We start from the raw sequence: 24,942 nt of genomic DNA on the forward strand, positions 1-24,942 counted from the left end.
CACTTTACATAAAAAACAATAACAATGAAAACAATTATTACATCAGTATTCATTTTCTGCAGTCTGTTTTATAAAGCTCAGGAAGGCAATAATGAAAAGATTTCAGGAGACTTTGATGGCAACGGAACAAAAGAATATGCCTATACAAAAGTCAGCGATTGCAGTGATGAATGTGATGGTAAATGTGATACTACCGTCTATTTCAGTGATGAAAATATAAAACCATTTATTATTTCACCCGCCAATGGGGGAACTTTATATAATTTAGGCGATCTTAATAATGACGGAAAAGACGACATTGGTTTTTATCCTAATTGGTGTACAAGCTGCTGGCATCCTTTTTATGTATATACATTTGGGAAAACAGGCTGGAAACCATTAGTGCCTTCCATTTCTACTCATTGCAGTCAGTGGGAGGAAAATCAATTTCCAATCAAAAAAGACCCGAAGAAAAAAGGCTACGTCATCATCACTACCAGCAAATGGGAAGATGATGATATCAGGATTAGCAGTAAAAGCGTTAAGGTTAATTGAAAATTGAAAGTGGAAAATTGAAGATGACTTATTATAATTTTTTTCATTTTATGTCTTTATTCTCAAATTCCTATTTTCTATTCTTCATTTTTAATTGCCTCTTTTCTCTATATTTTAAATTATACATATTAATACCTATCTTTGCAAAATGGAAAAACTCACTTTTGCAGATTTTGACCTGCCGGTTAAAATTCTTGATGTTTTAGCAGATTTAGAATTATTTGAACCTACACCGATCCAGGAGAAGAGCTTAAAGCCTATTCTTTCCGGAAGAGATGTAATGGGAATTGCACAGACTGGAACAGGAAAAACTTTAGCTTATTTATTACCGGTTCTTAAAGGCTGGAAATACAGTAAAACAGGTAACCCAACTGTTTTGGTGCTTGTTCCTACAAGAGAATTGGTGGTTCAGGTAACTGAAATTCTTGAAAAACTGACAGAAGGTATTACTGCAAGAGTAATTGGAATATATGGAGGGAAAAATATTAACACTCAAAAACTCTTGTTTAATGATGGTTGTGATATTTTGGTTGGAACTCCAGGTAGAGTGATGGATCTTTCCATAGATAATGCTATTTCTCTGAAAGAAGTACAGAAATTGATCATTGATGAATTTGATGAAATGCTGAACTTAGGTTTCAGACCTCAGCTTACTCATATTTTTGAAATGATGAAAGAGAAAAGACAGAACATCCTTTTCTCCGCAACCATGACAGAAGCCGTAGATGAAATGCTGGATGTGTATTTTGCAAGTCCAATTGAAATTTCGTTGGCAAAATCAGGAACACCGCTTGAAAAAATCGAACAGACTGCGTATAAAGTTGAAAACTTTAATACAAAAATTAATCTTCTTGAGCATTTATTGAAGAACAATGACGATATGTCTAAGGTCTTGATTTTCAACAATAATAAAAAACATGCCGATCTGCTCTTTACTAAAATAGATGAACTTTTCCCTGGCCAGTTTGATGTAATTCACTCCAATAAGTCTCAGAATTACAGACTTAAGGCGATGAAAAGCTTTGAAGACGAAGAAGTAAGAGGACTTATTACTACAGATGTAATGGCAAGAGGTCTTGATATTTCAAATGTCACCCATGTTATCAACTTTGAAATTCCTGAGATCCCGGAGCAGTATATTCATAGAATCGGTAGAACCGGTAGAGCTGATAAAGAAGGTAAAGCAATCGCTTTTGTTACCAAAAAAGAAGAACCTTTGATTCTTGATATTGAGTTATTGATGGATAAGGATCTTAAATTTAATGACTTCCCGGAAGAAGTTAAGATCAATGCTAAAAAAATCGTTTCTGAAGAAGATCAGATTGTGATGAAAAACCCGGCACAGGTAAAACTGAATGAAGGGGGAGCAGCATTCCATGAGAAAAAGTCTAAAAATACAAAAGAAAACTGGGGTGGACCTTCGAAAAGAAAAACACCTAAGAAGTTTGGAGCAAACAGAGCCCAGCAGAAAGCGATCTCTAAGTCCAAAAGAAAGAAATAAAATAAAAAACTCCCATTTTATATTGGGAGTTTTTTATTTTCCTAGTCAAATTTGATATTGTTGTTTTTTAATATTTCCTTAAACCTATCTGATTTACCTTCCTCTTTCATGCTCTTGTAGATATAGCCTATCATGGTTTCGGCATCAGACCGATATGGAGATTTCTGCTCACTGTAAATCCTGTATGCTCTGCAGATATTATCGAGCCCTTTTTCATTATTTTTCAAATGGGTAAAGTAGACCTGCCCCATTCCATAGTAAACCTCCGGGTCACCTGGATATACCTTGTCAAAATCGTTATATGCATCAATAGCTTTTTGATATTCCTTTTTATAAACATACGTTATCGCTATATTCTGTAAAGGCATTTTACCTTTAGGATCAATAGATAAAGACTGCTTATAAGCATGAAGAGCCTTATCATATTCTTCAACCCTTCTGTAACATATTCCGAGATTATCCCAGGCATAAATAAACTTTGGGTCAATTTTTAAAGCCTGTTCATAATTTTGGATGGCTTCTTTCCAGTCTTCCTTTTTTGATGCATCAACTGCTTTCTGGTAGAAATCAATTGCAGTTTCATTTTTTGAAAACTTGTCGTAATTGGTTTCTGAACTTTGGGTAGCTCTTTTCAGACTTTCACAGTTTTGCATCAGATACCGCTCAATTTCATTATAACTGTCCTTGTACTGCTGTGAATCTTTGTTGGTATTAAAAGTCAGGTTAATCTGCTTTTTACCATTCATTTCAGGCGCTTTTTCCGACAGTTTCTCTGCTCCTTTTAAAAGATTTGAAATCTGAAGAGCCCCTGTATATTTGTCAATGCAGTCATGCATATCTTTGATGATATCTTCTTTCTTCCGGTTAGCCAGGGAGATAGAATCAGTGCATTGACAGGCATTTTCTGAAAGCTCCTGAAGAGCTGTTTTTTTATTCAGGTTATTCTGAGAAAACGAAAGTGAATACAGGGAAATAAAAAATAAAATGGTTATTGTTTTTTTTATCATGATTTTGGTTTACTTCATATAGGGAGTCATCACCTTTGCCCAGATTTTATAGCCTTCCGGTTTAAAGTGAAGCATATCTTCTACAAAGATGTCTTTTCTTACATTTCCGTTGGAATCTTCCATGGCTTTTGTAACGTCAATAAATTTAGACTTACGTTGTTTTTTCATAAAAGCAGCAATCATGGTATTGGCTTGCTTCATCTGCGGCCATAGCTGCTCTCTGCTGGGAGAATACTTCATTGAAATATAATCAACTTCAATTGCAGGAAACCTCTGGCGTATTTTTGCATAAAAATCTTTGTACCTGCTGACAACTTCCTCCGCTTTTAGCTGATGATTATCGGCAAAGTCATTCTCACCACAGTATATAATGATCTGCTTCGGCTGATAAGGGGCTAGGAGATCATTGGCAAAATAATTAAGATCTGCAAGCCTGGAACCTCCAAAACCTCTGTTAATGATCGTTTTACCAGGAAAATAATCGGCAACATCTGTCCATTTTGTAAAAGATGAACTACCTATGAATAAAATGGCATCTTTTGGAGGAGGGTTTTGTTGATCTAGTTTCTTGAATTCCTGAACGTCTTGCCAATACATTGGTTTTGTTTCCTGTGAAAAGGAAAAGGTAAAATACAGCAATAGAAATGCTGATAGAATCTTCTTCATTGTTTTCAGATTTAAATTTGAGTTAAAAATAATAAAAAACTCCCGATCATCGGGAGTTTTATGTTTTATCTTTTGTAACTAACGTAGTTGATGTCGGGGATCTTATCTCCATTGATGTCAAAGTTTCCAAATTGCTGTGCAAGTCTGAATTCTTTGTTGGTTAAAACTTCAATTTTATAGTTCATGTTTCCTTCTCCATTGAATTTAATCCCTAGAACTTTAGAGTCACCATCATAAGTATAGGTTCCTTCATTTTTATCAGATTGCTGGCAGTCTGCTCCTGTTCCGGTATACGCAGTATAGCTTACATAGTAATCTGTTCTAAGGAAAAGCGTGTTCTTAGCCTCACATCCTGTTAAAATCTCAGTATAAAGTACTGTTTTATTGTCTTTTCCGGAAATTATTTCCCTTTTAACTTCCTTCCAATCTCCCTTCATTATGTCCATTTCGTATGCATCAATATTATCATCTTTACAAGAGGTAAGTGCCAAGGCAGAAAAGGCCAATAAAAGTAGTTGTTTTTTCATTTTACAAATTTAAGAATATGCTAAAATATAAATAAATTTGAAATATCCGTAATGAAATCACGATTTTCTAAACAAATGTTTATAAAAAAGATAATTCTTAAAACTCTGTTTAAGATTTTAATTAAAAACGGCTGAAAAAGAATTCTAGTTTAAAAACTAGAATTTTGCTATTTAACACCAGTATTAATCAATAAAAGCGGAGTTTACCCCGCTTTTAATATAGATTTACTGCCAACCAGGCTATAGACGAAACTTAAATTATGATATTGTGAAACTTATAGATATCAAGGTTTTCACTCCAGCCTTAAATTTTTAATAACTCATTTCTACAATCTTTAATGCGTCTTGCGGAGTCAGTTTTTTGTACTCCCCAAGCCCAAGCCAGTTTCTTTCTGTAAAAGCTTTTTCTACTTTTTCAGCAGTGCCTTTATAGTCTTCTGTATATTCAGAAAGTTTAGTTTTGATATGAAGGCTGTGGAAAAATTCTTCAAGTTTTTTGATTCCCAGTTCCGCTCTTTCCTCTACAGTGCCTTCTTTAATTCCCCAAACTCTTTCCGCATATTGAGCCAGTTTGCCTTTTTTGTCTTCAAAATTATAACGGTAGTGGGATGGAGCGATAATAGCAAGAGTTCTGGCATGGTCAATACCGAAATAAGCCGTTAGCTCGTGTCCCATGGCGTGTACTGCCCAGTCTGTAATGACTCCTTTCTGGATTAATCCGTTTAAGGCCATTGTACAGCACCACATGAAATTTCCTGCAGCGTCATAGTTAAAATCGTCAGCCAAAACCTTAGGCGCAGTTTCCTGCAGGCTGATCAGGATGCTTTCTGCAATTCTTTCCTGCAGATCAGCAGAAGAAGGTGCAGTCATATATTGCTCCAATACGTGGGTATAGGCATCCGTGATTCCGTTTACGATTTGGTTTTTAGGAATAGATCTGATCACTTCAGGATCTAAAACAGAAAACTCCGGGAAAAGACCAGGCCCTCCTGAAGACAGTTTTTCATTCGTTTCTCTTCTTGAGATTACATATCCCGAATTCATTTCAGAACCCGTTGCAGGAAGGGTCAAGATACTGCCGAAAGGCATTCCTTCACCTTCAAAAGTTCTTACCGGCTTTTTCAGAATTTCCCATGGCTCACCATTATAATTGGCTGCAGCAGAAAGGAATTTTGTTCCGTCAATTACCGATCCGCCACCCACAGCAAGAAGATAAGTGATGTTTTTTTCTTTAATGAAGCTCAAAGCATTGATCAGGACTTCATATTCAGGGTTGGCAGGAACTCCTCCGAACTCATAAAGCTCATGATCTTTTAAAGCTTCTTTCACCTGATCGTAAACACCATTGTTTTTAATGCTTCCACCACCGTAGATCATTAATATCTTAGCATCTTTAGGGATTTCTTTGGAAATTTTTGCAATTTCACCCTTCCCGAAAAGTATTTTAGTTGGATTTTTAAATTCGAAATTAAGCATTGTTCTAAATTTATTTAAGTCAAATTTACGGAATGAAAAAGTAAAACTGAGTTAACGAAATTTTAAAATTACTATGATTCATTTTAATGAAAGCTATTATCTGATCGTTTTCATCCGGAAACTACTGAGGACTCAAAAGATAGACTTTTGCCCGTTTTATAAAATCCTCTTTTCCTTTCTTTATATCGTCAAGTAATTCTTTCCGGTCATCCGGAATTGTCAGGTACTTATCTCCCCAAAGGTTAATTTCAACAATTATGGGAATCAGATCAATTCCTTTTTCTGTAAGGTGATACAGGATTTTCAGTTTATTGTCCGGATGATCCCTTTTGCCGATAATCCCGTCATCCATTAGATTTTGAAGCCGTGAAGCGAGAATATTGGTAGCTATTTTTTCATCAGCTTTCAGAAAATCGCCATAGGTACATTCCTTTTTTATCATCAAATCGCGGATAATCAACAGAGACCACTTGTCTCCCCACATTTCAAGGGAGCAACTGATGGGGCAGTCTGATCTTTTTTTACTCATTTTGTTAATTTTTAAATAATACTTGCAAATTGAAAGTGTTTAATTTAATTTTGCTTTTATTTTGCAAGTAAATTTAATCATAAAAAATTAATAAATAAAATGGAACATTATGATATTGCCGTGATAGGATCAGGACCTGGCGGATACGTAGCAGCGATAAGAAGCGCACAACTCGGTTATAGCACTGTGATTATAGAGAAATATGACACTTTGGGAGGTACCTGTACCAATGTAGGCTGTATTCCGACAAAAGCTCTGCTAGACAGTACACATCATTACGCAGAAGCTCAAAGTAAATTTAAGGAGCATGGTATAAAGCTGGATCAGGTAGAGCTTGATTTTGCTCAGATGTATAAAAGGAAATCAGAAGTGGTCTCAAAAAATACCACCGGACTTGATTTTCTGATGAATAAAAATAAAATCACCAGGCTGAAAGGAACTGCGGGTTTCGTGAATAATTCTACTATAAAGATTGTAAATGAGTCTGAAATTAAAGAAATTACAGCCCGGCACTACATTATCGCAACAGGATCAAAACCTTCAACCATTCCTGGTTTAGATATTGATAAGAAAAGAATCATTACTTCTACTGAAGCTTTATCCTTACATGAAAAACCGAAATCGATAGTTATTATCGGCGGAGGAGTGATAGGTGTTGAAATGGCCTCTATTTTTAACCGTATCGGAACTCAGGTGACTATCCTAGAATATGCTGATCACCTGATTGCTTCTATGGATCATGATCTGGGGAAAAACCTTCAGAAAATTCTGAAAAAAGAAGGAATAGATATTCGTCTGAATCATGCTGTTTATAAAACTGAAAACTCGGACTCCGGAGCAAAAGTCTTTTTTAAAGATAAAACTGGTAAAGAAGATACAGTGGAGGCTGAATATATTTTGGTGGCAGTGGGAAGATCTCCGTTTGTGAAAGGTCTTGGCCTTGAAAATACAGATGTACAGGTAGATGAACGGGGATTTATTAAAGTGGATGAAAACAATCAGACCTCCGTACCTAATATCTATGCAATAGGAGATGTCATTGGAGGAGTCATGCTGGCTCATAAAGCTGAAGAAGAAGGTGTTTTTGTGGCGGAGACCATCAATGGACAAAAGAGACATATTCATTACAACCGTATTCCGTCTGTAGTATATACATGGCCCGAAGTAGCTTCTGTGGGATATTCCGAAGAATATTTAAAGAAAAATAACATTGCTTACAATATTGGAAAGTTTCCTTTTTCCGCCAGTGCGAGAGCAAGAGCTTCAATGGATATGGATGGATTTGCAAAAGTTCTGGTAGATCCTAAATATGGAGAAGTTCTGGGAGTTCACATTATTGGTGCCAGAGCTGCAGACCTTATTGCACAGGGAGTAATTGCTCAGGAATATGAAGTGACGGCTGAAGATATGTTTCGTATTTCCTATGCCCATCCAACGTACTCTGAAACTTTAAAAGAAGCATACCTCATTGCCTCAGGGCAGGGAGCAATTAATATCTAATTCCTCATATACCTGCTTAAGAGAATTGAAACATTAAGGTATTTAAGTAATCAGGAATAATTAAGTAATGCTGGCAACATCTATTGTTCTGATCTTCATTTACCTTAATGTATTACAGCGAAGTATTAATTTTATCGGAGGGATTTCTTACGTTTTCAGCAAATCACTAAAGAACAGTGCAATCTTGATTTTTAGAGTAAATGCCATTGCTTTTAGCTTCCAGCTTACCGTTTTTTCTATTGATTTTAATTAGAAAGGATTCTTTAATAACGGGACACCCTTTAGACTGTAAAGCATACATCGAAATATAACGGTCATCTATTTTATAAGATCCCGTAAACCTGTTTTTGGTATCAATAGAATAGCCATAAGTTCTTGCTATCAACAAAGCTTCAGGAAGATTATCCACTGTTCCGATAAAATCTCTAAGCTGCTGTTCATTGGAAAAATAAACAGATCTTTCCTGCCTGCATGCCAAAATATATGAAAAGCAATTATTACCTGTACACCGCTGGAAAAAACCTTTTTCAGGAGCCGGATCATTGATCGTCATATAATCAGGAGCCTGACTTTCATAAATGATAGCCTTGTCAGGATCTGTATCATTATTGAGAACTCTCCAGTATGCATAGTCTTTGTCCGGAACTATAAACGGATAAAGATAATCTACCGTATCGAGGATATCAGGGATTTTTTTATAATCATCGGGAGTCTTGATCTGGCTGTAAAGCAGATTGGAGAGAATGAGGGAAAATGCGATGATTATTTTCATAGAGAATAGGTTTACAGTACAATTTTATAATGTCCTTTTTCATCAGTTGCATCAATATCTATGCCTGTAAACGTTAATTTATTAATTTGATAGCCATCACAACCTCCTTTAAATTCAGATGATTGTATTGATAAATCAAAAGATTTAACATTAGAAGAAAATGTATATTTTTTAATACCGTTATATGCTCCTACATTTTCCAGAATAACCATATTGTCAGATGTTTTGGTTAATGGTACACTGACATTATTTTCGTCTTTAAGTGAATAAGTTGTCAATGTTCCGTTGGCAATAAGATTTTCATTATTGGCATTTACGAACTCAAAAACGATGGGTTGTGGTGCATTATAACAGTCTTTTTCACAAGAGATGAACAGAATTGTTATTAGCAGAAAAGTAAATATTTTTTTCATGGTCTATGGATGGTGTGGAGAGTAAAAGTAATGAATGTTTTGTAATCATAGCTGTGTTAAAGCTGAATTATTAAAACGAGCTCTAAATATTTTCAAAACCTGTGCAAGCTGGTCATCTGTCATATCAAAATCATCGATCTTTATTTCGATCTTGTCGTTGTTGTGAAAAAAGTATAAATAATTTATTTCAGGTTTGTAATCGTGTTTAGACTCACGGCTTACCAAGCGTTTTACAATAATCTTTTCAAGTTGAATTTCATTCCACAGATACCTTTTATTATTTTTTATCTGAATTCCTTTTCCATTGATGGAGATGATAATTTGTGATATTTTTTTGACTTGTGAAATTATTTTAAAAATAAAATAACCGGTAAATCCAAGAAGTATACATAACACCACTATTGCTGTTCCTGTGAATTTGAAATTAAAGCCTAAAAGAAAAAACAGGCCCAGAATCAGAAATATACTGTAAGTAGCAATAGCGATAATTATACCCGAACGCGAATATTTGATGATAACTTCATCAGGAACTGAATTTTCATCATATTCAGTTGCATCAATTGTATTAAGAGAATATTCTTTGTGAATGAAAACTCCATTGATGAATGAACCAATGAAAAAAATAATAGAAAGAAGAATAAAATATTGTAATAGATAAATGCCTATTAAGAAGGTTAAGATCCCTAAAATCGTATAAAAAATAATTCCGAAGTTCAATTTTATCATTGGAAAGAATTTGACATGCATGATTGGCGCCAAATTTATAAAAACTTCATCGGATATCCCACTTCAATACTCCCATTGATAATTTTTTTGAGTTTAGATTCCATGAGCTTTTTTGATAAAGGTGTCAGACGGTCGGTATATAAGATCCCAAGGGTATGATCGTACTCATGCTGGATAATTCTGGCTGTTAAACCTGTAAAGGCTCTGGTATGCTTTGTGAAATGTTGATCCATATATTCAATAGTAATTTCCCAGGGTCTCTTTACCTTTTGAGAAAGTCCGGGAATACTCAGGCATCCTTCGTAATCTTCCCAGGTTTCTTCTGAGCTGTGGATAATTTTAGCATTAATAAAGGTTTCCTTAATACCTTTGTCATTCTTTTTAAAATATAAAATCTTATCCTCTGAATCCATATTTTTATAGGTGATCTCGCTGTCAACCACGAATAGCTGAAGTGGTTTTCCAATCTGAGAAGAGGAGAGGCCGCAGCCATTGGCGTTTTCCATCGTAGTCCACATATCAGCTACCAGTTTCTGTATCTCTGGGGTATTTCCACTGATCTTTGAGCATTTCTGTTTCAAAATGCGGTTTCCATAGGCTAGAATAGATAAATTCATTGTCGTATTTTCCCGCAAAGTTCCGCAGAAGGGGAGAGATATACAATGAACCTATGTTAATTAATCTGTCTGCGGATTCTGCTTAAAGCCTGTGGGGTGATGCCGATATAGGATGCAATGTATTTTAGTGGAACGCGTTTCAGCATTTCCGGCTGTTCTGTAAATAATTTCAGATAGCGTTCTTTAGCGGTAAGCTTCAGTAATGAAAGCTCTCTCTTACTTTTGGCTAGAAACAGTTTCTCAGAAGCAAAACGTCCCAAATGGTTTCCAACAGTCGTCTGATTATAGATTTTCTGCAGGTCATCATAAGAAATCTGCCAGACTACCGTTTCCGTTAAAGCCTGCATTTCATATTCTGAAGGAGTTTGCGTAAGAAAAGAATCATAGGCACAGGTAAATTCTTTCTCAAAACTGAAACTGAATGTATAGCCGTACTCATCATCAGGAATATAAAATCTCACCAAGCCTGATTCTATAAAAGATAGGAAGTTTTCAGTATCTCCATGCTGGGTAATGACCTCATTTTTAGAATATATTTTTCTGTGGAAATGCCCTGCGATAAATGCCCATTCTGACTCCTGTAATTTGACAATTTGTTCGTAGTATTCTCTGATGTAGCCCATGCCTGTTTAAATATACCATAAATTTAGGGGTTTTCAATAAAACAGGGCTTTTCATTTCATTGAAATTTATTAATAAAGATATAGTCTCTGTTTGTTAAGATTATTTTTTACTTTTTAAATAATTGGAAGCATTGGTATTATCAGGGTTGAGTAGCAATGACTTTTTATAATTGGCAACAGCCTCTTTCTGATATCCCAATACATCCAATATTTCACCATAACTGTCGTAGACATTGAAGCTGTTCGGATGCAATATCGTATTTAACTTGAAAATATAAAGAGCCTTCTCCTTTAGATTTCGGCCCATAAGCTGGTAGGCCCAGGTATTTATTTCTTCTTCGGGCAATGTAAAGCTTTTTTGTTTTTTCTTTATCTTTTGATAGGCCTTTTCAGTATTTTCATAGCCATCCAGGGTGATCTGATGATAGAGAAGTTTCATATTGGGACTCAGTCCGAAACTATTTTCAATTTTCATGTCAGGGATATAATAACTTGCAATTTCATCAATAAACCATTCCGGATTTGCTCCCTGTAAATTAGTTAAAACAATGATTGACAAATCATCTTCAGTATACACAAAAAGAGCCGAGCGCATCCCTCCAACAGGAGCCGCAGCAGGATGTTCAGGTCTTACCACTGTTGGCCATCCTAAAGCATATCCGTTAGTCAGTTTGTTAAAGCCGCCAATACTGCCATTATTAAGCTTTACAGTCGTGAAAAGTTCTTTGATACTTTTTTCATTTTGAAGCAGTTTTCCTTCCTGTAAGGCGATTAACCAGTGGCTGATATCTTCGGCGGAAGAAAGAATTCCTGTAGCCGTCCGGAAAAATAGCGGAAAGCTGGCAAAAATATTGTGCAGGGATCCGGCATTGATCCATTTCCCCTCTTTATTAATGATCGTAGAATAGGCTCCGGCATTATTTTCAATAATATCATTGGAGTCTCCAAATTGCGTAACGGACATCTGGCATAGTTTGAATTGATTATCTTCAATAAATTTTGTAAAATGTTGTCCGCTAAGCTGTGTGATAATTCTCCCTAAAATATAATAACCGGTCTGATTATAGCTGAATTGTTCTCCGGGAATAAATTCCATGGACTGTTTTTTCACCATTTCCCAATTTTTTTCTTCTGTTCCGTCGCCCAGCAACTGCTCTTTATTATCAATATTATTGGGAAGTCCTGAAGTATTGCTTAATAATTGTTTGATAGTGATGGGTTTCCATTCATTGGGGATATCAGTGAGATATTTAGAAATAGAATCGTCTGTTTTTAATTTACCCTTCTCTTGCAGCTGCAAAATGGCAACACCTACAAATGCTTTGGTCATAGAATTGATAGAAAAGACAGAATTATTTTGTGTCATTGAATGATGTTCAATATTTGCCCATCCGTAATTGTTCAGTTTTTCAAGTTTTCCATTTCTAATGATACCTAATTGAAGTCCTGGAATTCCTAATTGTTCCATTTTACTTTTAATAAAAATATCAATACTGTCAGAGTTTTTTTGCGCTGTTGTTTGTCCCGAAAACAGAGAGGTATTTAGCAATAATAAGAAAAAAGCGGAGGTTAATAGAATCTTCATGTGATTTATTTACAGGTAAAACACTCTGGAAACGGGATTTATTACATTCCAATGGTAAATGAGTGCATAATAATCTTAAAAGGTTAAGATATTACTAATATTTCACTTCATAGTAATGGCTACTCAATTATTCAGTTTTTAAGCAAAAATTAATATTATTTTTGTTTTGAGCCCTTAATTTTTGTCATTTGTCAATTCAACTCATTTCAAAATCACTTACATTTGTTAATATGATACACGACCAACGCGCAGAAAAATTCAGGCAGATCGTGGAGAACAAATTCCAGATCTACAATTCATTATTTATGAGCCTGCCCTATGATAAAATGACAAATATCGGTATGCTCCTTCCATTTCTTTATGAGGAAAGCAGAACCGGCTATGAAGCAGGAAAAACTCCCGAAGAAATAGTTGAAGAGTTTTTTAAAAACCATACTGATCTTCAATCCGAAGAACAGAAACTCGAACTGCTTTTCAAGATTATTCAGTACATAGAAAGACAGGTGGTTTTATTCGACAGCATTGAAGATGCCGCATTTCCGAATCTCCATTCAGAAAGTGACAGCGGAACGGTAACCAACCTCTTCGAACGTTCTTTTCAGGACCATAAAATTGAAAAAGTACGTGAAAAATTAAAAGATTTCAGTATAAAGGTTGTGTTTACGGCACATCCGACGCAGTTTTACCCAAGTTCGGTACAAAGAATCATTCAGGATTTAAGAGGTGCTATTACCAGCGATTCTGTTACACAGATTGATACGCTTCTTCAGCAGTTGGGGAAAACGCCTTTTGTAAATAAAGAAAAACCAACCCCGATTGATGAGGCACTGAGCATTATTTCTTATCTGAGATATGTATATTATGATACCATAGGTGAACTGTTTACAAAGATTAAAAAAACTTTCGGAAACGGACATTTTCATCTGCATGAAGATATCATTCAGCTTGGCTTCTGGCCGGGAGGGGATAGGGACGGGAATCCTTTTGTAACGGCAGATGTTACGAAAAGAGTAGCCGAAGAGCTTCGTTCAGCCATTTTAAAATCGTATTACAGCCATTTGAAATTCATCAGAAGAAGATTGAGCTTCAGAGGAGTTTCTGAAATACTGACCCAACTGAGTGAAGAGCTATATGCTGCTATTTTCAATGGTGAAAATATTACAACAGAAGATATTTTAAAGAAAGCAAATGAGGCAGAAAAAATTCTGATTAATGAACATAATTCTTTGTTTTTGGATCTTTTAGCGAATTTCAGGGATCGTGTAATGATCTTTGGAACTCATTTTGCAACCTTAGATGTACGCCAGGACAGCCGAATTCACCAGAAAGTTATTGATGAGGTCTTTGCAAAGGTATACGGAGACGAAGAAGCTGATTCCGAACAGAAGTTTAGGAAGCTGATCCGGATTTCTGAAAAAGTAAATGCTGATGATTTTGAGGATATTGTAAAAGATACTTTATTAACCGTTTCACAAGTTTCGGAAATCCAAAGTTTAAATGGACTAAGAGGGATGAACCGCTATATTATCTCCAATTCAGATGATGTAAAAGATGTTATGAATGTATATGCATTCTTTAAAATATGCGGTTACAAAGACGAAGATATTAATATGGATATTGTTCCCCTTTTTGAAACCATGGAAGGTTTGGCGAATGCGGAACATGTGATGAATGCACTGTACCAGGATCCTGTCTATAAAAAGCACCTTGAAAAGAGAGGAAATCAGCAGACGATCATGCTTGGATTCTCTGATGGAACCAAAGATGGGGGCTATTTAAAAGCCAACTGGGAAATTTATAAAGCGAAAGAAGTATTAACGAGGCTTTCCGAACAGAGTAATATCAGAGTTGTATTCTTCGATGGCAGAGGAGGGCCACCAGCCAGAGGAGGCGGGAAAACCCACGATTTCTACGCTTCACAGGGAAAAACGATTGCCAATAATAAGATTGAATTAACCATTCAGGGACAGACGATCACCAGTATTTTCGGAAATAAAGAACAGGCAAAATACAACTTTGAACAGCTTCTTACAGCAGGAGTGGAAAATGATGTGTTCAAAAATGCAAAAAAAGAGCTTACCGAAAAGGAAAGAGCTCTGATTGTGGAATTAGCAGATATCAGTTATCAGAAATATTCAGATTTAAAAGCTCATCCTATGTTTGTACCTTATCTTCAGGAAATGAGTACCCTTGAATATTATGGGAAAACCAATATCGGAAGCCGTCCTTCCAAAAGAGGAAACGGAAGTGAAATGAAGTTTGAAGACCTGAGAGCCATTCCATTTGTAGGATCATGGTCACAGCTTAAGCAGAATGTACCGGGATTTTTTGGTTTCGGATATGCTATGGAAAAGATGAAGGAGCAGGGAAGGTTTGACGAAGTGAGAGAACTGTATAAAGGCTCGGATTTCTTTAAAACTTTAGTTTTGAACTCAATGATGAGTATGAACAAATCTTATTTCCCTCTGACTTACTACATCAAAAAAAATCCAAAGTTCGGAGCATTCTGGAATATCCTTTTTGATGAATATGAGCTTTCAAGAGATATCATGTTGGAGTTGACAGGATTTAAAATGCTGCAGGAAGAAGATCCGCTTTCCAGAAAATCTGTGAAGATCCGTGAAAGAATTGTACTTCCGCTCCTGAGTATTCAGCAGTATGCATTAATGAAGATTCAGAAAGGAGAAGGAAATAAGGAAGCTTATGAAAAGCTGGTAACACGTTCTTTATTCGGGAATATCAATGCCAGTAGAAACTCGGCTTAAGTTTCTTTAAAACGAGACTGATTTTACTGATAATAGAATAATCTATATCCATAAAAACGGGCTTTAGCCCGTTTTTTTATAGCCCGATCCGTCGGCTTTAGCCTAAACCTATGATAATAATTTCAAAAGAATTAAACTTCCCGCAGATAAAGGAAATTGTTTAATCTGCGGGAAAATATATTTATTCCTTAATAAACTTTTCATAATAGACTTTATCCTTTGTCTGAATTTTCAGATAATAAATTCCCTTTGCAAAATCTTCAACCTTTATAGATTTTAGGTTGCTGTTCTTTCTGACCAGTCTTCCCAGATTGTCATAGATTTCCAATGACTGTATTTCTTCTTCAGAGGTAATATTCAGAATGTTTTTAACGGGATTGGGGAATAGGGTAAGTTTTTCCTTTCTTACAATTTCAGAAGCATTCAGAACAGAATTGTATAAACTTCCGAAATTTAGAATACCATATCCTATCTGATCACTGGGGTTGGGATAAAGGGATGCAGTTTGTCTCAGCCTTGTTCTTATCTGGTCCCTGTTCATTGCAGGAAATGCCTGTATAAGACAAGCTACTCCTCCCGCTGCAATTGGGGTAGAAATAGAAGTCCCGTTTACAATAATAGTGTTGTTATCATAAACTGTTGTTGTGCCTGTACCCTGGGTACTTCCGTCAGGCTTTACGACTCCAAGAGCATTAGGCCCGAAAGAAGAGAAGTCCGAAGGATTTCCTGCAGAATCCACAGAACCAATGGAGAATACTTTGGCATTGTCTGAAGGGGTCAGAAGATAATGCCAGGGCTGTTCCCCTGAATTTCCGGCAGCCGCAAGAACAAAAATTCCCTTCTCAGCCGCAATTTGTGCCCCTCTCGCAATGAAGGAAGTAGTTCCGTTCATATCAGCATAGGTGTAATTATAGCGTGAGTCATCAAATATATTATATCCCAGAGATGAGGTAATAATCTCAACTCCTTTTCTATCGGCTTCCTCTGCAGCTTCAATCCAATATAACTCCTCTTCAGGAACTTCAACCGCTGCATTCTCACTACGGTACAGATAAAAATCTGCATCAGGTGCTGAACCTACGAAAGTATCTTCCAGATATCCGCCAATAGCCCCCAGAATTGCTGACCCATGAGTGCTGAGTGAAGTGTTGTAGATATCTCCGGTTTTCGTAACGAAATCATAAGCATCTTTTATGTGGTTTCCATTCCATAATCTTGAAAAAGCACTGCCTGTATTCACTGTCGGAAATCCGGCATCTATGACCGCTATGGAAATACCTGTTCCCGTATATCCTGCGACATGCAGAGGACGTAAATTTACCTGGTCAATTTGTGCGGCACCAGAGCCATAATTGAAACTGGTAAGTACCTTATTGATACTGGAATCGTCTTTCCATTTTCCGGGTGCTGATTTTACTAAAACCGAGCTGTTTTTGGCAAAACTTTCTACTGAAAGTACGAAAGACAGGCCCTGAAGTATTGTTTTTTGGGCAGTAGTAACATTGACAGCAGCTCCGTTAAGCCATTTTGAATAATCAACTACAGTAAAACCCAGATTTTGAAGATTCTGAATATAAGACTGCTCAATAGGAGCATCCTGGTCATTAAGCGGAATTCCCAGTGTTGTACGTCTGCTGAGTGATTTTTGGCTCAATTCTGTAAGCGGATTAGCATAAAATGCAGCTTTATTAGGCTTGTCCGTGAAGTAAACAAAAACAAGTTCTGTCTGGGCAGCTACATGGAGATAACCGGTTAGTAAACAAAAGAGTAAAAGTTTTTTCATGAGATTAATTTGTATAAAGATAAAAACAAAATCAATAAAATTTTTGATAGGATTTTAAATTCCTTATTTTTACAGAAATATTTATCTATATGAAAAAAATTCAGATGGTTGACTTGCAAAGTCAGTATTACAAAATAAAGAATGATGTAGACAATGCGGTTTTGAATGTAATGGATTCTGCAGCGTTTATTAACGGCCCTGAAGTAAAGTCTTTCCAGAATGAATTGGAGTCTTATTTAGACGTAAAACACGTTATTCCATGTGCCAATGGTACAGATGCATTACAGATTGCCCTGATGGCTTTAGATCTGAAAGAAGGAGATGAGATTATTACAGCTGATTTTACTTTTGCTGCCACAGTGGAAGTTATTCACCTGCTTAAGTTAAAATCTGTATTGGTAGATGTTGACTATGATACCTTTACGATTTCAACAGAAGATTTGAGAAAAGCAATTACACCCAGAACAAAAGCGATCATTCCTGTACATTTATTCGGACAGTGTGCGAATATGGAAGAGATCCTGAAAATAGCTGAAGAGCACAATTTATATGTTATTGAAGACAATGCTCAGGCAATTGGTGCTGAGTATACATTCTCTGACGGTACAGTAAAGTTTGCCGGAACAATGTCTACCGTAGGAACCACTTCATTCTTCCCTTCAAAAAACCTGGGATGCTATGGTGATGGTGGAGCTATTTTTACCAATAATGATGAACTGGCGCACCGTTTAAGAGGTATTGTCAACCACGGAATGTACGAAAGATATTATCATGATGAAGTAGGAGTGAACTCCCGTTTGGATAGTATTCAGGCAGCTGTTTTAAGAAAGAAACTTCCTCATCTTGATACTTATAACGAAGCAAGAAGAAGAGCTGCTGACTTTTATGATGAAGCATTCGAAGGAAACCCGAATATTCTTACCCCAAAAAGAGCTGAAAATTCTACCCATGTATTTCACCAGTATACTTTAAGAATTCTGAACGGAAAACGTAACGAACTTCAGAAGTTTTTAACGGAAAAAGAAATTCCTGCAATGATCTATTATCCTGTAGCGTTAAGAAAGCAAAAAGCCTATTTCCAGGAAAGCAATGATGCAGATTTTGTAAATACAGATAAGCTTTTGGAAGAGGTGATCTCTTTACCGATGCACACGGAATTAGATGAAGAGCAGCTGAAGTATATTACAGATGCAGTGCTTGAGTTTATGGGATAATGAAAAATAAGATATTTAAATATAGAATAATTGGAATAGCAGTATTTGTATTCCAATTGTTTTTATTTTTACTTTTTTGCTTTGGTATTTATAGATCATTTTTGGAAATCAGTATAGGGAAAATATTTTCAATGGAGAATTTTCTTTTTCTCTTTACCTTAGCCTTATTTATAAGTTCGTTTTTAAGTTTAATTACTATTTTATTTAAAAGCAAAAAAGCAGTTCTATATTTAAATGTAAACTATATTTTAATTTTATTATTTTTTATTTTTGAATACATAAAGTTGAGGATTGAAGACTCGTTCGAGAAAGTTGATATTTTGATATTCTTTCTTACTTTTTCAACTATATCAGCTTTTCTTTTGATGACGAATATTTTTAAAAATAAAAAAGTGCAATTTCTAGAGTTAGATGATATAGGAAAACACAAAGATTAAGGAACACAAAGATTAAAAATAAAAAATGGCAATACTTGTTACCGGAGGACTTGGATATATAGGTTCCCACACTGTAGTAGAACTTCTCAATAACGGCTTTGAGGTGGTTATTGTAGATGATTTATCCAATACAGAAAGGTTTATTTTAAATAATATAGAGGAAATTACAGGTAAAAAGCCGGTTTTTTATCCTTTCGATTTAAGAAGAAAAGAACTTCTTACACAGGTTTTTGATGCCCATCAGATTGATGGATGTATTCATTTTGCTGCTTATAAAGCAGTGGGAGAGAGTCAGATAAGACCTGTAGACTATTATGAGAATAATTTATTTTCATTAATCAATATTCTTCAGGAATTTAAAGCAAGGGAAATCTCCAATTTCATTTTTAGTTCATCCTGTACTATATACGGACAGGCTGAAGTGATGCCGATTACCGAGAAGACCCCTTTAAAGCTTCCTGAAAGTGTATATGGGAAAACAAAACAAATGGGAGAAGAGATCCTGATTGATTTTGCTAAAGCTTACCACCGTAAAATATCTTTATTGAGATATTTTAATCCTATCGGAGCGCACCCGTCCGGAAAAATCGGAGAATTGCCAATAGGGGTTCCTAGTAATCTGGTCCCTTTTGTGATGCAGACTGCATCCGGAGTGCGTGAGAAGCTGAATATCTGGGGCAACGACTATGCTACAGAAGACGGAACAGCCGTTCGGGATTATGTTTATGTTGTGGATTTGGCGAAGGCCCATGTTGCAGCATTGAAAAAACTTATAGACGATTCTTCAGCTGATTCTTTGATTGATATTTACAATCTGGGAACAGGAAACGGCTCGTCTGTATTGGAGGTTGTAAAGGCCTTTGAAAAAGCGAATAACGTTGAAGTACCTTATCAGATCTGCGCAAGAAGAGAAGGAGATATTACAATCGCTTATGCAGATCCTCAAAAAGCTCAGAAAGAACTTAACTGGAAGTCGGAAACGTCTCTGGAAGAGTCCCTGAGAACTGTTTGGGAATGGCAGAAATATCTGAACACCAGAAGTTAATAGCTGGGAGGCTATAAAAATATTTCCGGACACATAAAAGAACAATTTTAAAACGATTATAAAACAAATTACAAAACATTTTAACTGAATCTTATGTCTTTTATCCCTTAAAAGGGCATTGGTTTCAGCGAAATTTTAATTTAAAATTAATATGAAGACACAAAGAATAGGTATTACATTTTCCTCATTTGATTTATTACATGCGGGACATATCAAAATGCTTGAAGAAGCTAAGACCGTATGTGATTATTTAATTGTAGGGCTTCAGATCGATCCGTCTCACGACCGGCCAAACAAAAATAAGCCAAGTCAGACGATCGTGGAACGATATATCCAGTTGAAAGCTGTAAATGCGGTAGATGAGATCATCCCTTATTATACAGAAGAAGATCTTTTGGATATCTTAAAGTCTTTTGTTATTGACGTAAGAATCATTGGAGATGATTATATGGACAGAGATTTTACCGGTAAGCAGTACTGTGAGGAAAAAGGAATTGAGATCTTTTATAACAAAAGAGACCATAGGTTTTCCACCAGTGATTTAAGAAGAAGAATCTATGAAGCGGAAAAGGAAAAAGATACTAAAGCAGAAACTGTAAAATAAAATAATAAAAAATCCCGAAAAGTAATTTTTCGGGATTTTTGTTGTATTACATAGGGCCACCACCTTGGTCGTCGCCTGCAGCATTAGAATTAATGTCTTTCTTCTTCTTAGGCTGATCTATTTTCTCCCCTTGTTTGAATCTGTAGGTTAAAGAAATAGAAAACTGCCTTGGCTGCCACTGCATATAATTTCTTCTTGTATAGTCACTGTTGAAACTATAAACCTCTCTGCTTCTTGTATTAAAGATATCCTGGATATTAAAAGAGATTGTTCCATCTCCTTTCCATATCGTTTTAGAAGCACCAAGATTCAGTGCATACATATCCTGAGTATTTTGATTTGCAGATTTTTGTGCACCTCTATAGAATCCCTGTAACTGTACGCTTAACGTTTTATCAAGCTTAAATGTTGTATTAAGACGTGCTCTCGTAGAGAAACCACTTCCTGTAAAATCCATAGAGCGGGTTTGTTCCTGTTTATCCCTGTCTACAGCAGCATAATAAGCTATTCCGGTAGTTTTATATCCGAACATATCCAGACTACCCATTATTTTGAACCATGCAAAAGGATCATAGGTGAAATTCAGGTCCAGACCATAACGGTCGTCATTTCCTAAGTTGATAGGTTTAGTATAGAAAACTCCAAGACTTTCATCCGGTCTGTATACTAACATTTTAGTATCATCCGTAGCATGTCTGTAGTATAATGTAGGATTAACAGTAAACTTTTTTCTGGTAATATTATATCCTACTTCAAATGAATCTACATAGGATGGGTTCAAATCTATATTTCCTTCAAAAATATTCTGACTATTGCTATAATTCGGGAAAGGAACCATAAAGAATGATCTGGGTCTGTCTATCCTACGGGAATAATTAACCAAAATCTGGTTATTCTTGGAAACATCATAGCTCAGGAATACACTTGGGAATAAATTGTTATAGTTTTTAGTTTTATCTATAGGGGGGTCGTTAGGATTTTGATTGATATAATTAATCTTAACATTTGAAAGTTCATCTCTTAGCCCTAGCTGATAAGCAAAGTTTCCTATCTTACTTTTAAACTGTAAATACAGGGCATTGAAGATTTCTCTGTAGTTAGTATTGTTATTATAATTTGGAATATAAGGATTGTTGGAAGTACTACTTACAAAATTGTCATAGGTATTGTCATTGATATCCAATCTGTATCCCGCTTCAAGTTTAGATTTTTCTCCTAATGGCAATTCATAATCCGCTTTTCCAATAACGGTCTTACTTACAGAATGTCTTCTTGTGATATCATTAACATCAGGAAGAAGATCATTCGTCTCAAGAATGTTGGCATTGTTGTTACTTCTGTTTCTCTGCAAACTTAATGATACAGCTAAATTTTGACCTTTGTCATCAAATTTGTGGTCCAATCCAATATCCCCCTGGAATGCAAGGTTATTAAATACACTTCTAGAATCTCTTCTTCCAAAAGGGTTTAATAAATTCCATTTTCCTGCAGTGGTAGTTGGATCTGGTGAATCTCTGTAAAACCTGTAAAAACTATCATAAGTGTCAAGAATTTCAGTCCCATCTCCTTCAAATGTCCTTACCAATCCGGTTAAGTTGATTGATGTTTTGTCAGAAATATCATAAACAAAACCTGCACTTGCGTTATAATTTTTGTTATATGTATTATTGGTTGAATTTTGCAGCTGATGTACCAAAACATCATTAGGTTGTTTATTAGGAACTACATCTGGAAAAAGAAGATTGTGATAAGTAGTCTCAGAATTATTTTTAGTTTTATTTTCAGTGTAGCCGCCACCTCCATTGACAAACCATGTCCAGTTGTTTTTTCTCCAGCTCAAATTGGTATTAAGAGAAGTTCTTGGGAAATAGCCCAGCGTTCCGACCACACTACCATTAAATCCAACTTTCTTACTTTTTTTAAGAATGATATTTAAAATACCAGAAGTCCCACTTGCTTCAAACTTTGAAGAAGGATTGGTAATTACCTCAATTCTTTCGATCTGATCTGCCGGAATACTCTGTAATGCATTAGCTCCATCGTCTATTCCCAGAAGAGCAGATGGTTTTCCGTTAATAAGAAATTTCACATTAGAACTTCCTCTCATAGAAACTGTACCATCCGTATCCACAGAAACCGAAGGTACATTGGTTAAAACATCCTGAAGACTTCCTCCTTTACTTACAATATCCTGTGAAGGATCATATGTTTTTTTGTCTAATTCTACCTTATAAGGTTTGGCTGCGGAAGCAGTAATAACAACACCCTGGATCTCTTTTGTTTTCCCGTCAATAGTAGTGCCTGCTTCAGGCTCTATAGATAATGCACCAATATTACCTGCTGTCGCAATGTTTTTAGCGACTACAGTTTTCTTGTAATCAATTGCTTCTACCGTAATGTCATAATTCCCGGGCATAAGCTGAAGCTTATACTGTCCTTTTTCATCTGTAAGAACTGCATCACTTAATGCTTTGTCGGCCTTATTACTGAAGGTTACAGAGGCATAAGGTACCGGTTGATTTTTCTTGTTGACAATAGTCCCTGAAATCCCCGCTTTTTCTTGTGCAAAAGCGAGTGCTGCTGCCGAAAGTACTAAGGTTAGTCCTAAAGTTTTTCTTGTGAAAATATTGACAATTTCTGTCTTATTCTTCATAGGTTATTTTTTTGTATAAAATCGTGAAACGATAACCCTTAATATTTTGAATATCCATATCAATTTGATTTCCAAAATATTATGATTTATTTTTTTTAGCTGTATAAATTTTTAGGTGCTTTCTACACTTACTTTATATTCTTTGAATTGAGCCAGTCCTGATAAGCTTTTGCATTCACAGCATGCTCTTCAGCGCTTGCTGTAAATTTGTGATATCCAAATCTTGCAGGATCAGCACACATAAATATATAATTGTTGTTTTCTGCATTCAGAACAGCATCCACTGAATTCTTATCTACCACACAAATAGGACCCGGAGGAATCCCCGCATTAGCATAAGTGTTATAAGGAGATGGAGTAGACAGATGCTTATATAATACTCTTTTAATAGATTCTTTAAAATTAGTCTGCTTATTGATTGCATAGATCACCGTAGGATCAGACTGAAGTTTCATTCCTTTTCTGTAACGGTTCAAATATAATCCTGCGATCGTTCTCATTTCATCTTTCTTTCCACCGGACTCTTTATACACAATAGAAGCCAGGGCATAAATCTGATCTCTTGTAAGACCGGACTGCTGTTCTTTATTTTTTCTTTCACTTGTCCAGAAATCATTATACTGATCTTCAAATTTTGAAAAAAATTCTCTCGGGCTTACTGTCCAATAAAAATTATACGTATCAATGAAGAAATATTTTTTCAAATCTTCAACATCTTTGTATCCTTTCTCCTTTGCAACAACATCAAGATCATTTATGAAATGTAAAGAATCCAGTTCCGTTTTTTTGCTCACTTTGCCAATCATCTGATACATATCTCCAAAATCTCCGATTCTGAAAGAATTTGCAGTCTGATTACCTGCTTTAATCATATTGACAAGATTTGTATTTCCGGTTCCGCTCTCAATATGATAACGTCCGGCTTTAAAATTACTGTCAAGACCTTTATCTTTAGCTACCGCTTCAAAAGATTCTCTGTCTTTAATATAGGGAGCAATAGAGTCCAGAATCTGTTTGAAACCTGCCTTATGAGGAATCAGAACATAGCCTTCTTTCTCTACGTTATTTCCGTAATATTTATTATAAAATCTCAAACCAAAAAATCCTGCAACTGCAAAAACAAGCAGAATAATAATGAGAATAGCTTTTTTCATTCTTAAATATGTTGATTAAAAGTTTTCCTGTTTTTAAAGAAGATCTGTTTTACCTCTAAAAACTTGCTTTGCCGGACCCTCTAGCCATATTTTGAAGAAAGAATTTCCGTTTTTTTCAGCATATACTTTAAGATTTCCACCTAAAGTTTTAACTTTTACAGAGGTTAGATTGTGTTTTTGAAGAAAAGTTAAAGCAGAAGCTGTAACTCCGGTTCCGCAGCTGTAAGTTTCATCCTCAACGCCTCGTTCATAGGTTCTTACAAAAATTTCATTTTCAGAAATTTTTTCAACAAAGTTGACATTGATGCCGTTTTCCTTATAATTTTCTGAATTTCTAATGCTGTTTCCCTCAGTATACACATTATATTCAGCTAGATTTTTTACATATTTTACATAATGGGGAGATCCGGTATTCAGCACAAAATCGTTTCCGTCATTTGAAATAGTATCCACATCAATCATTTTTAACTTGATGATTCCATTGTGGATTTCAGCATCGTGCGCTCCGTCTGTTGCAATAAATTTACATTTATCCTCAAAAATATCCAGGAAAAAAGCAAAAGCTACCAGACATCTTCCTCCATTTCCACACATGGTACTTTCGCCGCCATCAGAATTGTAGTAGACCATTTTAAAATCGTAATCAGCATCGTTTTCCAATAGAATAAGTCCGTCTGCACCTATTCCAAAACGTCTGTCACATAGTTTTTCAATACTTTTTTTATCTTTAGGAAATTGCAGATCACGGTTGTCTACCATTACAAAATCATTTCCTGTTCCCTGATATTTATAAAATTCCATATTTTTTTGT

The 24,942-nt window shown here is 35.6% G+C and carries 22 protein-coding genes; 7 read left to right on the forward strand and 15 right to left on the reverse strand.

Going from position 1 to position 24,942, the window contains the following annotated elements:
- Positions 1-24 precede the first annotated feature (24 nt).
- Both LF887_RS08035 and LF887_RS08040 read left to right on the forward strand, forming a co-directional pair.
- A complete protein-coding gene (locus tag LF887_RS08035) occupies positions 25-534 on the forward strand; it encodes a hypothetical protein (RefSeq protein ID WP_236858531.1) in 510 nt (169 codons plus the stop codon).
- Between the two features lie 148 nt (positions 535-682).
- Positions 683-2,035 (forward strand): DEAD/DEAH box helicase, encoded by a 1,353-nt coding sequence (locus tag LF887_RS08040; RefSeq protein ID WP_236858533.1) that lies wholly within the window; start codon positions 683-685, stop codon positions 2,033-2,035.
- Positions 2,036-2,076: 41 nt separating this feature from the next.
- Here the strand turns inward: LF887_RS08040 and LF887_RS08045 are convergent, their stop codons facing one another.
- The 5 genes from LF887_RS08045 to LF887_RS08065 all read right to left on the reverse strand — a co-directional run bounded on the left by LF887_RS08045 (position 2,077) and on the right by LF887_RS08065 (position 6,240).
- Positions 2,077-3,042 carry a tetratricopeptide repeat protein gene (locus LF887_RS08045; RefSeq protein WP_236858540.1) on the reverse strand — a complete coding sequence of 322 codons (966 nt, stop codon included), beginning with the start codon at positions 3,040-3,042 and terminating at the stop codon, positions 2,077-2,079.
- Positions 3,043-3,051: 9 nt separating this feature from the next.
- A complete protein-coding gene (locus LF887_RS08050; protein WP_236858556.1) occupies positions 3,052-3,708 on the reverse strand; it encodes a GDSL-type esterase/lipase family protein in 657 nt (218 codons plus the stop codon).
- A 65-nt stretch (positions 3,709-3,773) separates the two neighbouring features.
- Positions 3,774-4,235, reverse strand: a complete 462-nt coding sequence (locus LF887_RS08055) for a lipocalin family protein (RefSeq protein WP_236858557.1) — start codon at positions 4,233-4,235, stop codon at positions 3,774-3,776.
- A gap of 312 nt (positions 4,236-4,547) precedes the next feature.
- Positions 4,548-5,711 (reverse strand): iron-containing alcohol dehydrogenase, encoded by a 1,164-nt coding sequence (locus LF887_RS08060; RefSeq protein ID WP_236858559.1) that lies wholly within the window; start codon positions 5,709-5,711, stop codon positions 4,548-4,550.
- Between the two features lie 121 nt (positions 5,712-5,832).
- Entirely contained in the window at positions 5,833-6,240 is a 408-nt protein-coding gene (locus tag LF887_RS08065; protein ID WP_236858574.1) for a winged helix-turn-helix transcriptional regulator, read from the reverse strand.
- 99 nt (positions 6,241-6,339) lie between these two features.
- On the opposite strand from LF887_RS08065, the gene lpdA reads away from it, so the two are divergent.
- Positions 6,340-7,740 carry a dihydrolipoyl dehydrogenase gene (lpdA, locus tag LF887_RS08070; RefSeq protein ID WP_236858575.1) on the forward strand — a complete coding sequence of 467 codons (1,401 nt, stop codon included), beginning with the start codon at positions 6,340-6,342 and terminating at the stop codon, positions 7,738-7,740.
- A gap of 166 nt (positions 7,741-7,906) precedes the next feature.
- On the opposite strand, the gene LF887_RS08075 is transcribed toward lpdA, so the two are convergent.
- The 6 genes from LF887_RS08075 to LF887_RS08100 form a co-directional block, all read right to left on the reverse strand.
- On the reverse strand, positions 7,907-8,512 hold the full coding sequence (locus tag LF887_RS08075) for a hypothetical protein (protein ID WP_236858576.1): 606 nt from the start codon (positions 8,510-8,512) through the stop codon (positions 7,907-7,909).
- 11 nt (positions 8,513-8,523) lie between these two features.
- Complete coding sequence (locus LF887_RS08080; RefSeq protein ID WP_236858577.1) at positions 8,524-8,925, reverse strand: hypothetical protein; 402 nt, start codon at positions 8,923-8,925, stop codon at positions 8,524-8,526.
- Between the two features lie 45 nt (positions 8,926-8,970).
- Positions 8,971-9,651 carry a hypothetical protein gene (locus tag LF887_RS08085; protein ID WP_236858578.1) on the reverse strand — a complete coding sequence of 227 codons (681 nt, stop codon included), beginning with the start codon at positions 9,649-9,651 and terminating at the stop codon, positions 8,971-8,973.
- 35 nt (positions 9,652-9,686) lie between these two features.
- Positions 9,687-10,268, reverse strand: coding sequence for a peptide deformylase (def, locus tag LF887_RS08090; RefSeq protein ID WP_236858579.1), 582 nt, complete (start codon positions 10,266-10,268; stop codon positions 9,687-9,689).
- Between the two features lie 56 nt (positions 10,269-10,324).
- Complete coding sequence (locus tag LF887_RS08095) at positions 10,325-10,891, reverse strand: Crp/Fnr family transcriptional regulator (protein WP_236858580.1); 567 nt, start codon at positions 10,889-10,891, stop codon at positions 10,325-10,327.
- Positions 10,892-10,991: 100 nt separating this feature from the next.
- Positions 10,992-12,476, reverse strand: a complete 1,485-nt coding sequence (locus LF887_RS08100) for a serine hydrolase domain-containing protein (RefSeq protein WP_236858581.1) — start codon at positions 12,474-12,476, stop codon at positions 10,992-10,994.
- Between the two features lie 230 nt (positions 12,477-12,706).
- On the opposite strand from LF887_RS08100, the gene LF887_RS08105 reads away from it, so the two are divergent.
- Complete coding sequence (locus LF887_RS08105) at positions 12,707-15,241, forward strand: phosphoenolpyruvate carboxylase (RefSeq protein ID WP_236858582.1); 2,535 nt, start codon at positions 12,707-12,709, stop codon at positions 15,239-15,241.
- 181 nt (positions 15,242-15,422) lie between these two features.
- Here LF887_RS08105 and LF887_RS08110 read toward each other — a convergent pair whose 3' ends face one another.
- A complete protein-coding gene (locus LF887_RS08110; RefSeq protein ID WP_236858583.1) occupies positions 15,423-17,024 on the reverse strand; it encodes a S8/S53 family peptidase in 1,602 nt (533 codons plus the stop codon).
- A gap of 89 nt (positions 17,025-17,113) precedes the next feature.
- Here LF887_RS08110 and LF887_RS08115 point away from each other — a divergent pair, with 89 nt between their 5' ends.
- The 3 genes from LF887_RS08115 (at position 17,114) to LF887_RS08125 (ending at position 20,324) form a co-directional block, all read left to right on the forward strand.
- Positions 17,114-18,238 carry a DegT/DnrJ/EryC1/StrS family aminotransferase gene (locus LF887_RS08115; protein WP_236858584.1) on the forward strand — a complete coding sequence of 375 codons (1,125 nt, stop codon included), beginning with the start codon at positions 17,114-17,116 and terminating at the stop codon, positions 18,236-18,238.
- 462 nt (positions 18,239-18,700) lie between these two features.
- The gene (gene galE / locus LF887_RS08120) at positions 18,701-19,720 is read left to right on the forward strand and encodes a UDP-glucose 4-epimerase GalE (protein WP_236858585.1); all 1,020 of its coding nucleotides are present in this window, start codon (positions 18,701-18,703) and stop codon (positions 19,718-19,720) included.
- Positions 19,721-19,871: 151 nt separating this feature from the next.
- A complete protein-coding gene (locus tag LF887_RS08125) occupies positions 19,872-20,324 on the forward strand; it encodes an adenylyltransferase/cytidyltransferase family protein (protein WP_236858586.1) in 453 nt (150 codons plus the stop codon).
- A gap of 46 nt (positions 20,325-20,370) precedes the next feature.
- On the opposite strand, the gene LF887_RS08130 is transcribed toward LF887_RS08125, so the two are convergent.
- The 3 genes from LF887_RS08130 to dapF all read right to left on the reverse strand — a co-directional run bounded on the left by LF887_RS08130 (position 20,371) and on the right by dapF (position 24,932).
- Complete coding sequence (locus LF887_RS08130; protein WP_236858587.1) at positions 20,371-22,977, reverse strand: TonB-dependent receptor; 2,607 nt, start codon at positions 22,975-22,977, stop codon at positions 20,371-20,373.
- 128 nt (positions 22,978-23,105) lie between these two features.
- On the reverse strand, positions 23,106-24,131 hold the full coding sequence (gene mltG / locus LF887_RS08135) for an endolytic transglycosylase MltG (protein ID WP_236858588.1): 1,026 nt from the start codon (positions 24,129-24,131) through the stop codon (positions 23,106-23,108).
- Positions 24,132-24,164: 33 nt separating this feature from the next.
- Positions 24,165-24,932: a diaminopimelate epimerase gene (gene dapF, locus LF887_RS08140; RefSeq protein ID WP_236858589.1), complete on the reverse strand. Its 768-nt coding sequence runs from the start codon at positions 24,930-24,932 to the stop codon at positions 24,165-24,167.
- Positions 24,933-24,942 lie beyond the last annotated feature (10 nt).

The sequence above is a fragment of the Chryseobacterium sp. MEBOG06 genome (assembly GCF_021869765.1).
Classification (GTDB): Bacteria; Bacteroidota; Bacteroidia; order Flavobacteriales; family Weeksellaceae; genus Chryseobacterium.

Coding starts and splice junctions, on each gene's coding strand:
- LF887_RS08035 (WP_236858531.1), top strand. CDS start 25: ATGAAAACAATTATTACATCAGTATTCATTTTCTGCAGTCTGTTTTAT.
- LF887_RS08040 (WP_236858533.1), top strand. CDS start 683: ATGGAAAAACTCACTTTTGCAGATTTTGACCTGCCGGTTAAAATTCTT.
- LF887_RS08045 (WP_236858540.1), bottom strand. CDS start 3,042: ATGATAAAAAAAACAATAACCATTTTATTTTTTATTTCCCTGTATTCA.
- LF887_RS08050 (WP_236858556.1), bottom strand. CDS start 3,708: ATGAAGAAGATTCTATCAGCATTTCTATTGCTGTATTTTACCTTTTCC.
- LF887_RS08055 (WP_236858557.1), bottom strand. CDS start 4,235: ATGAAAAAACAACTACTTTTATTGGCCTTTTCTGCCTTGGCACTTACC.
- LF887_RS08060 (WP_236858559.1), bottom strand. CDS start 5,711: ATGCTTAATTTCGAATTTAAAAATCCAACTAAAATACTTTTCGGGAAG.
- LF887_RS08065 (WP_236858574.1), bottom strand. CDS start 6,240: ATGAGTAAAAAAAGATCAGACTGCCCCATCAGTTGCTCCCTTGAAATG.
- lpdA (WP_236858575.1), top strand. CDS start 6,340: ATGGAACATTATGATATTGCCGTGATAGGATCAGGACCTGGCGGATAC.
- LF887_RS08075 (WP_236858576.1), bottom strand. CDS start 8,512: ATGAAAATAATCATCGCATTTTCCCTCATTCTCTCCAATCTGCTTTAC.
- LF887_RS08080 (WP_236858577.1), bottom strand. CDS start 8,925: ATGAAAAAAATATTTACTTTTCTGCTAATAACAATTCTGTTCATCTCT.
- LF887_RS08085 (WP_236858578.1), bottom strand. CDS start 9,651: ATGATAAAATTGAACTTCGGAATTATTTTTTATACGATTTTAGGGATC.
- def (WP_236858579.1), bottom strand. CDS start 10,268: ATGAATTTATCTATTCTAGCCTATGGAAACCGCATTTTGAAACAGAAA.
- LF887_RS08095 (WP_236858580.1), bottom strand. CDS start 10,891: ATGGGCTACATCAGAGAATACTACGAACAAATTGTCAAATTACAGGAG.
- LF887_RS08100 (WP_236858581.1), bottom strand. CDS start 12,476: ATGAAGATTCTATTAACCTCCGCTTTTTTCTTATTATTGCTAAATACC.
- LF887_RS08105 (WP_236858582.1), top strand. CDS start 12,707: ATGATACACGACCAACGCGCAGAAAAATTCAGGCAGATCGTGGAGAAC.
- LF887_RS08110 (WP_236858583.1), bottom strand. CDS start 17,024: ATGAAAAAACTTTTACTCTTTTGTTTACTAACCGGTTATCTCCATGTA.
- LF887_RS08115 (WP_236858584.1), top strand. CDS start 17,114: ATGAAAAAAATTCAGATGGTTGACTTGCAAAGTCAGTATTACAAAATA.
- galE (WP_236858585.1), top strand. CDS start 18,701: ATGGCAATACTTGTTACCGGAGGACTTGGATATATAGGTTCCCACACT.
- LF887_RS08125 (WP_236858586.1), top strand. CDS start 19,872: ATGAAGACACAAAGAATAGGTATTACATTTTCCTCATTTGATTTATTA.
- LF887_RS08130 (WP_236858587.1), bottom strand. CDS start 22,977: ATGAAGAATAAGACAGAAATTGTCAATATTTTCACAAGAAAAACTTTA.
- mltG (WP_236858588.1), bottom strand. CDS start 24,131: ATGAAAAAAGCTATTCTCATTATTATTCTGCTTGTTTTTGCAGTTGCA.
- dapF (WP_236858589.1), bottom strand. CDS start 24,932: ATGGAATTTTATAAATATCAGGGAACAGGAAATGATTTTGTAATGGTA.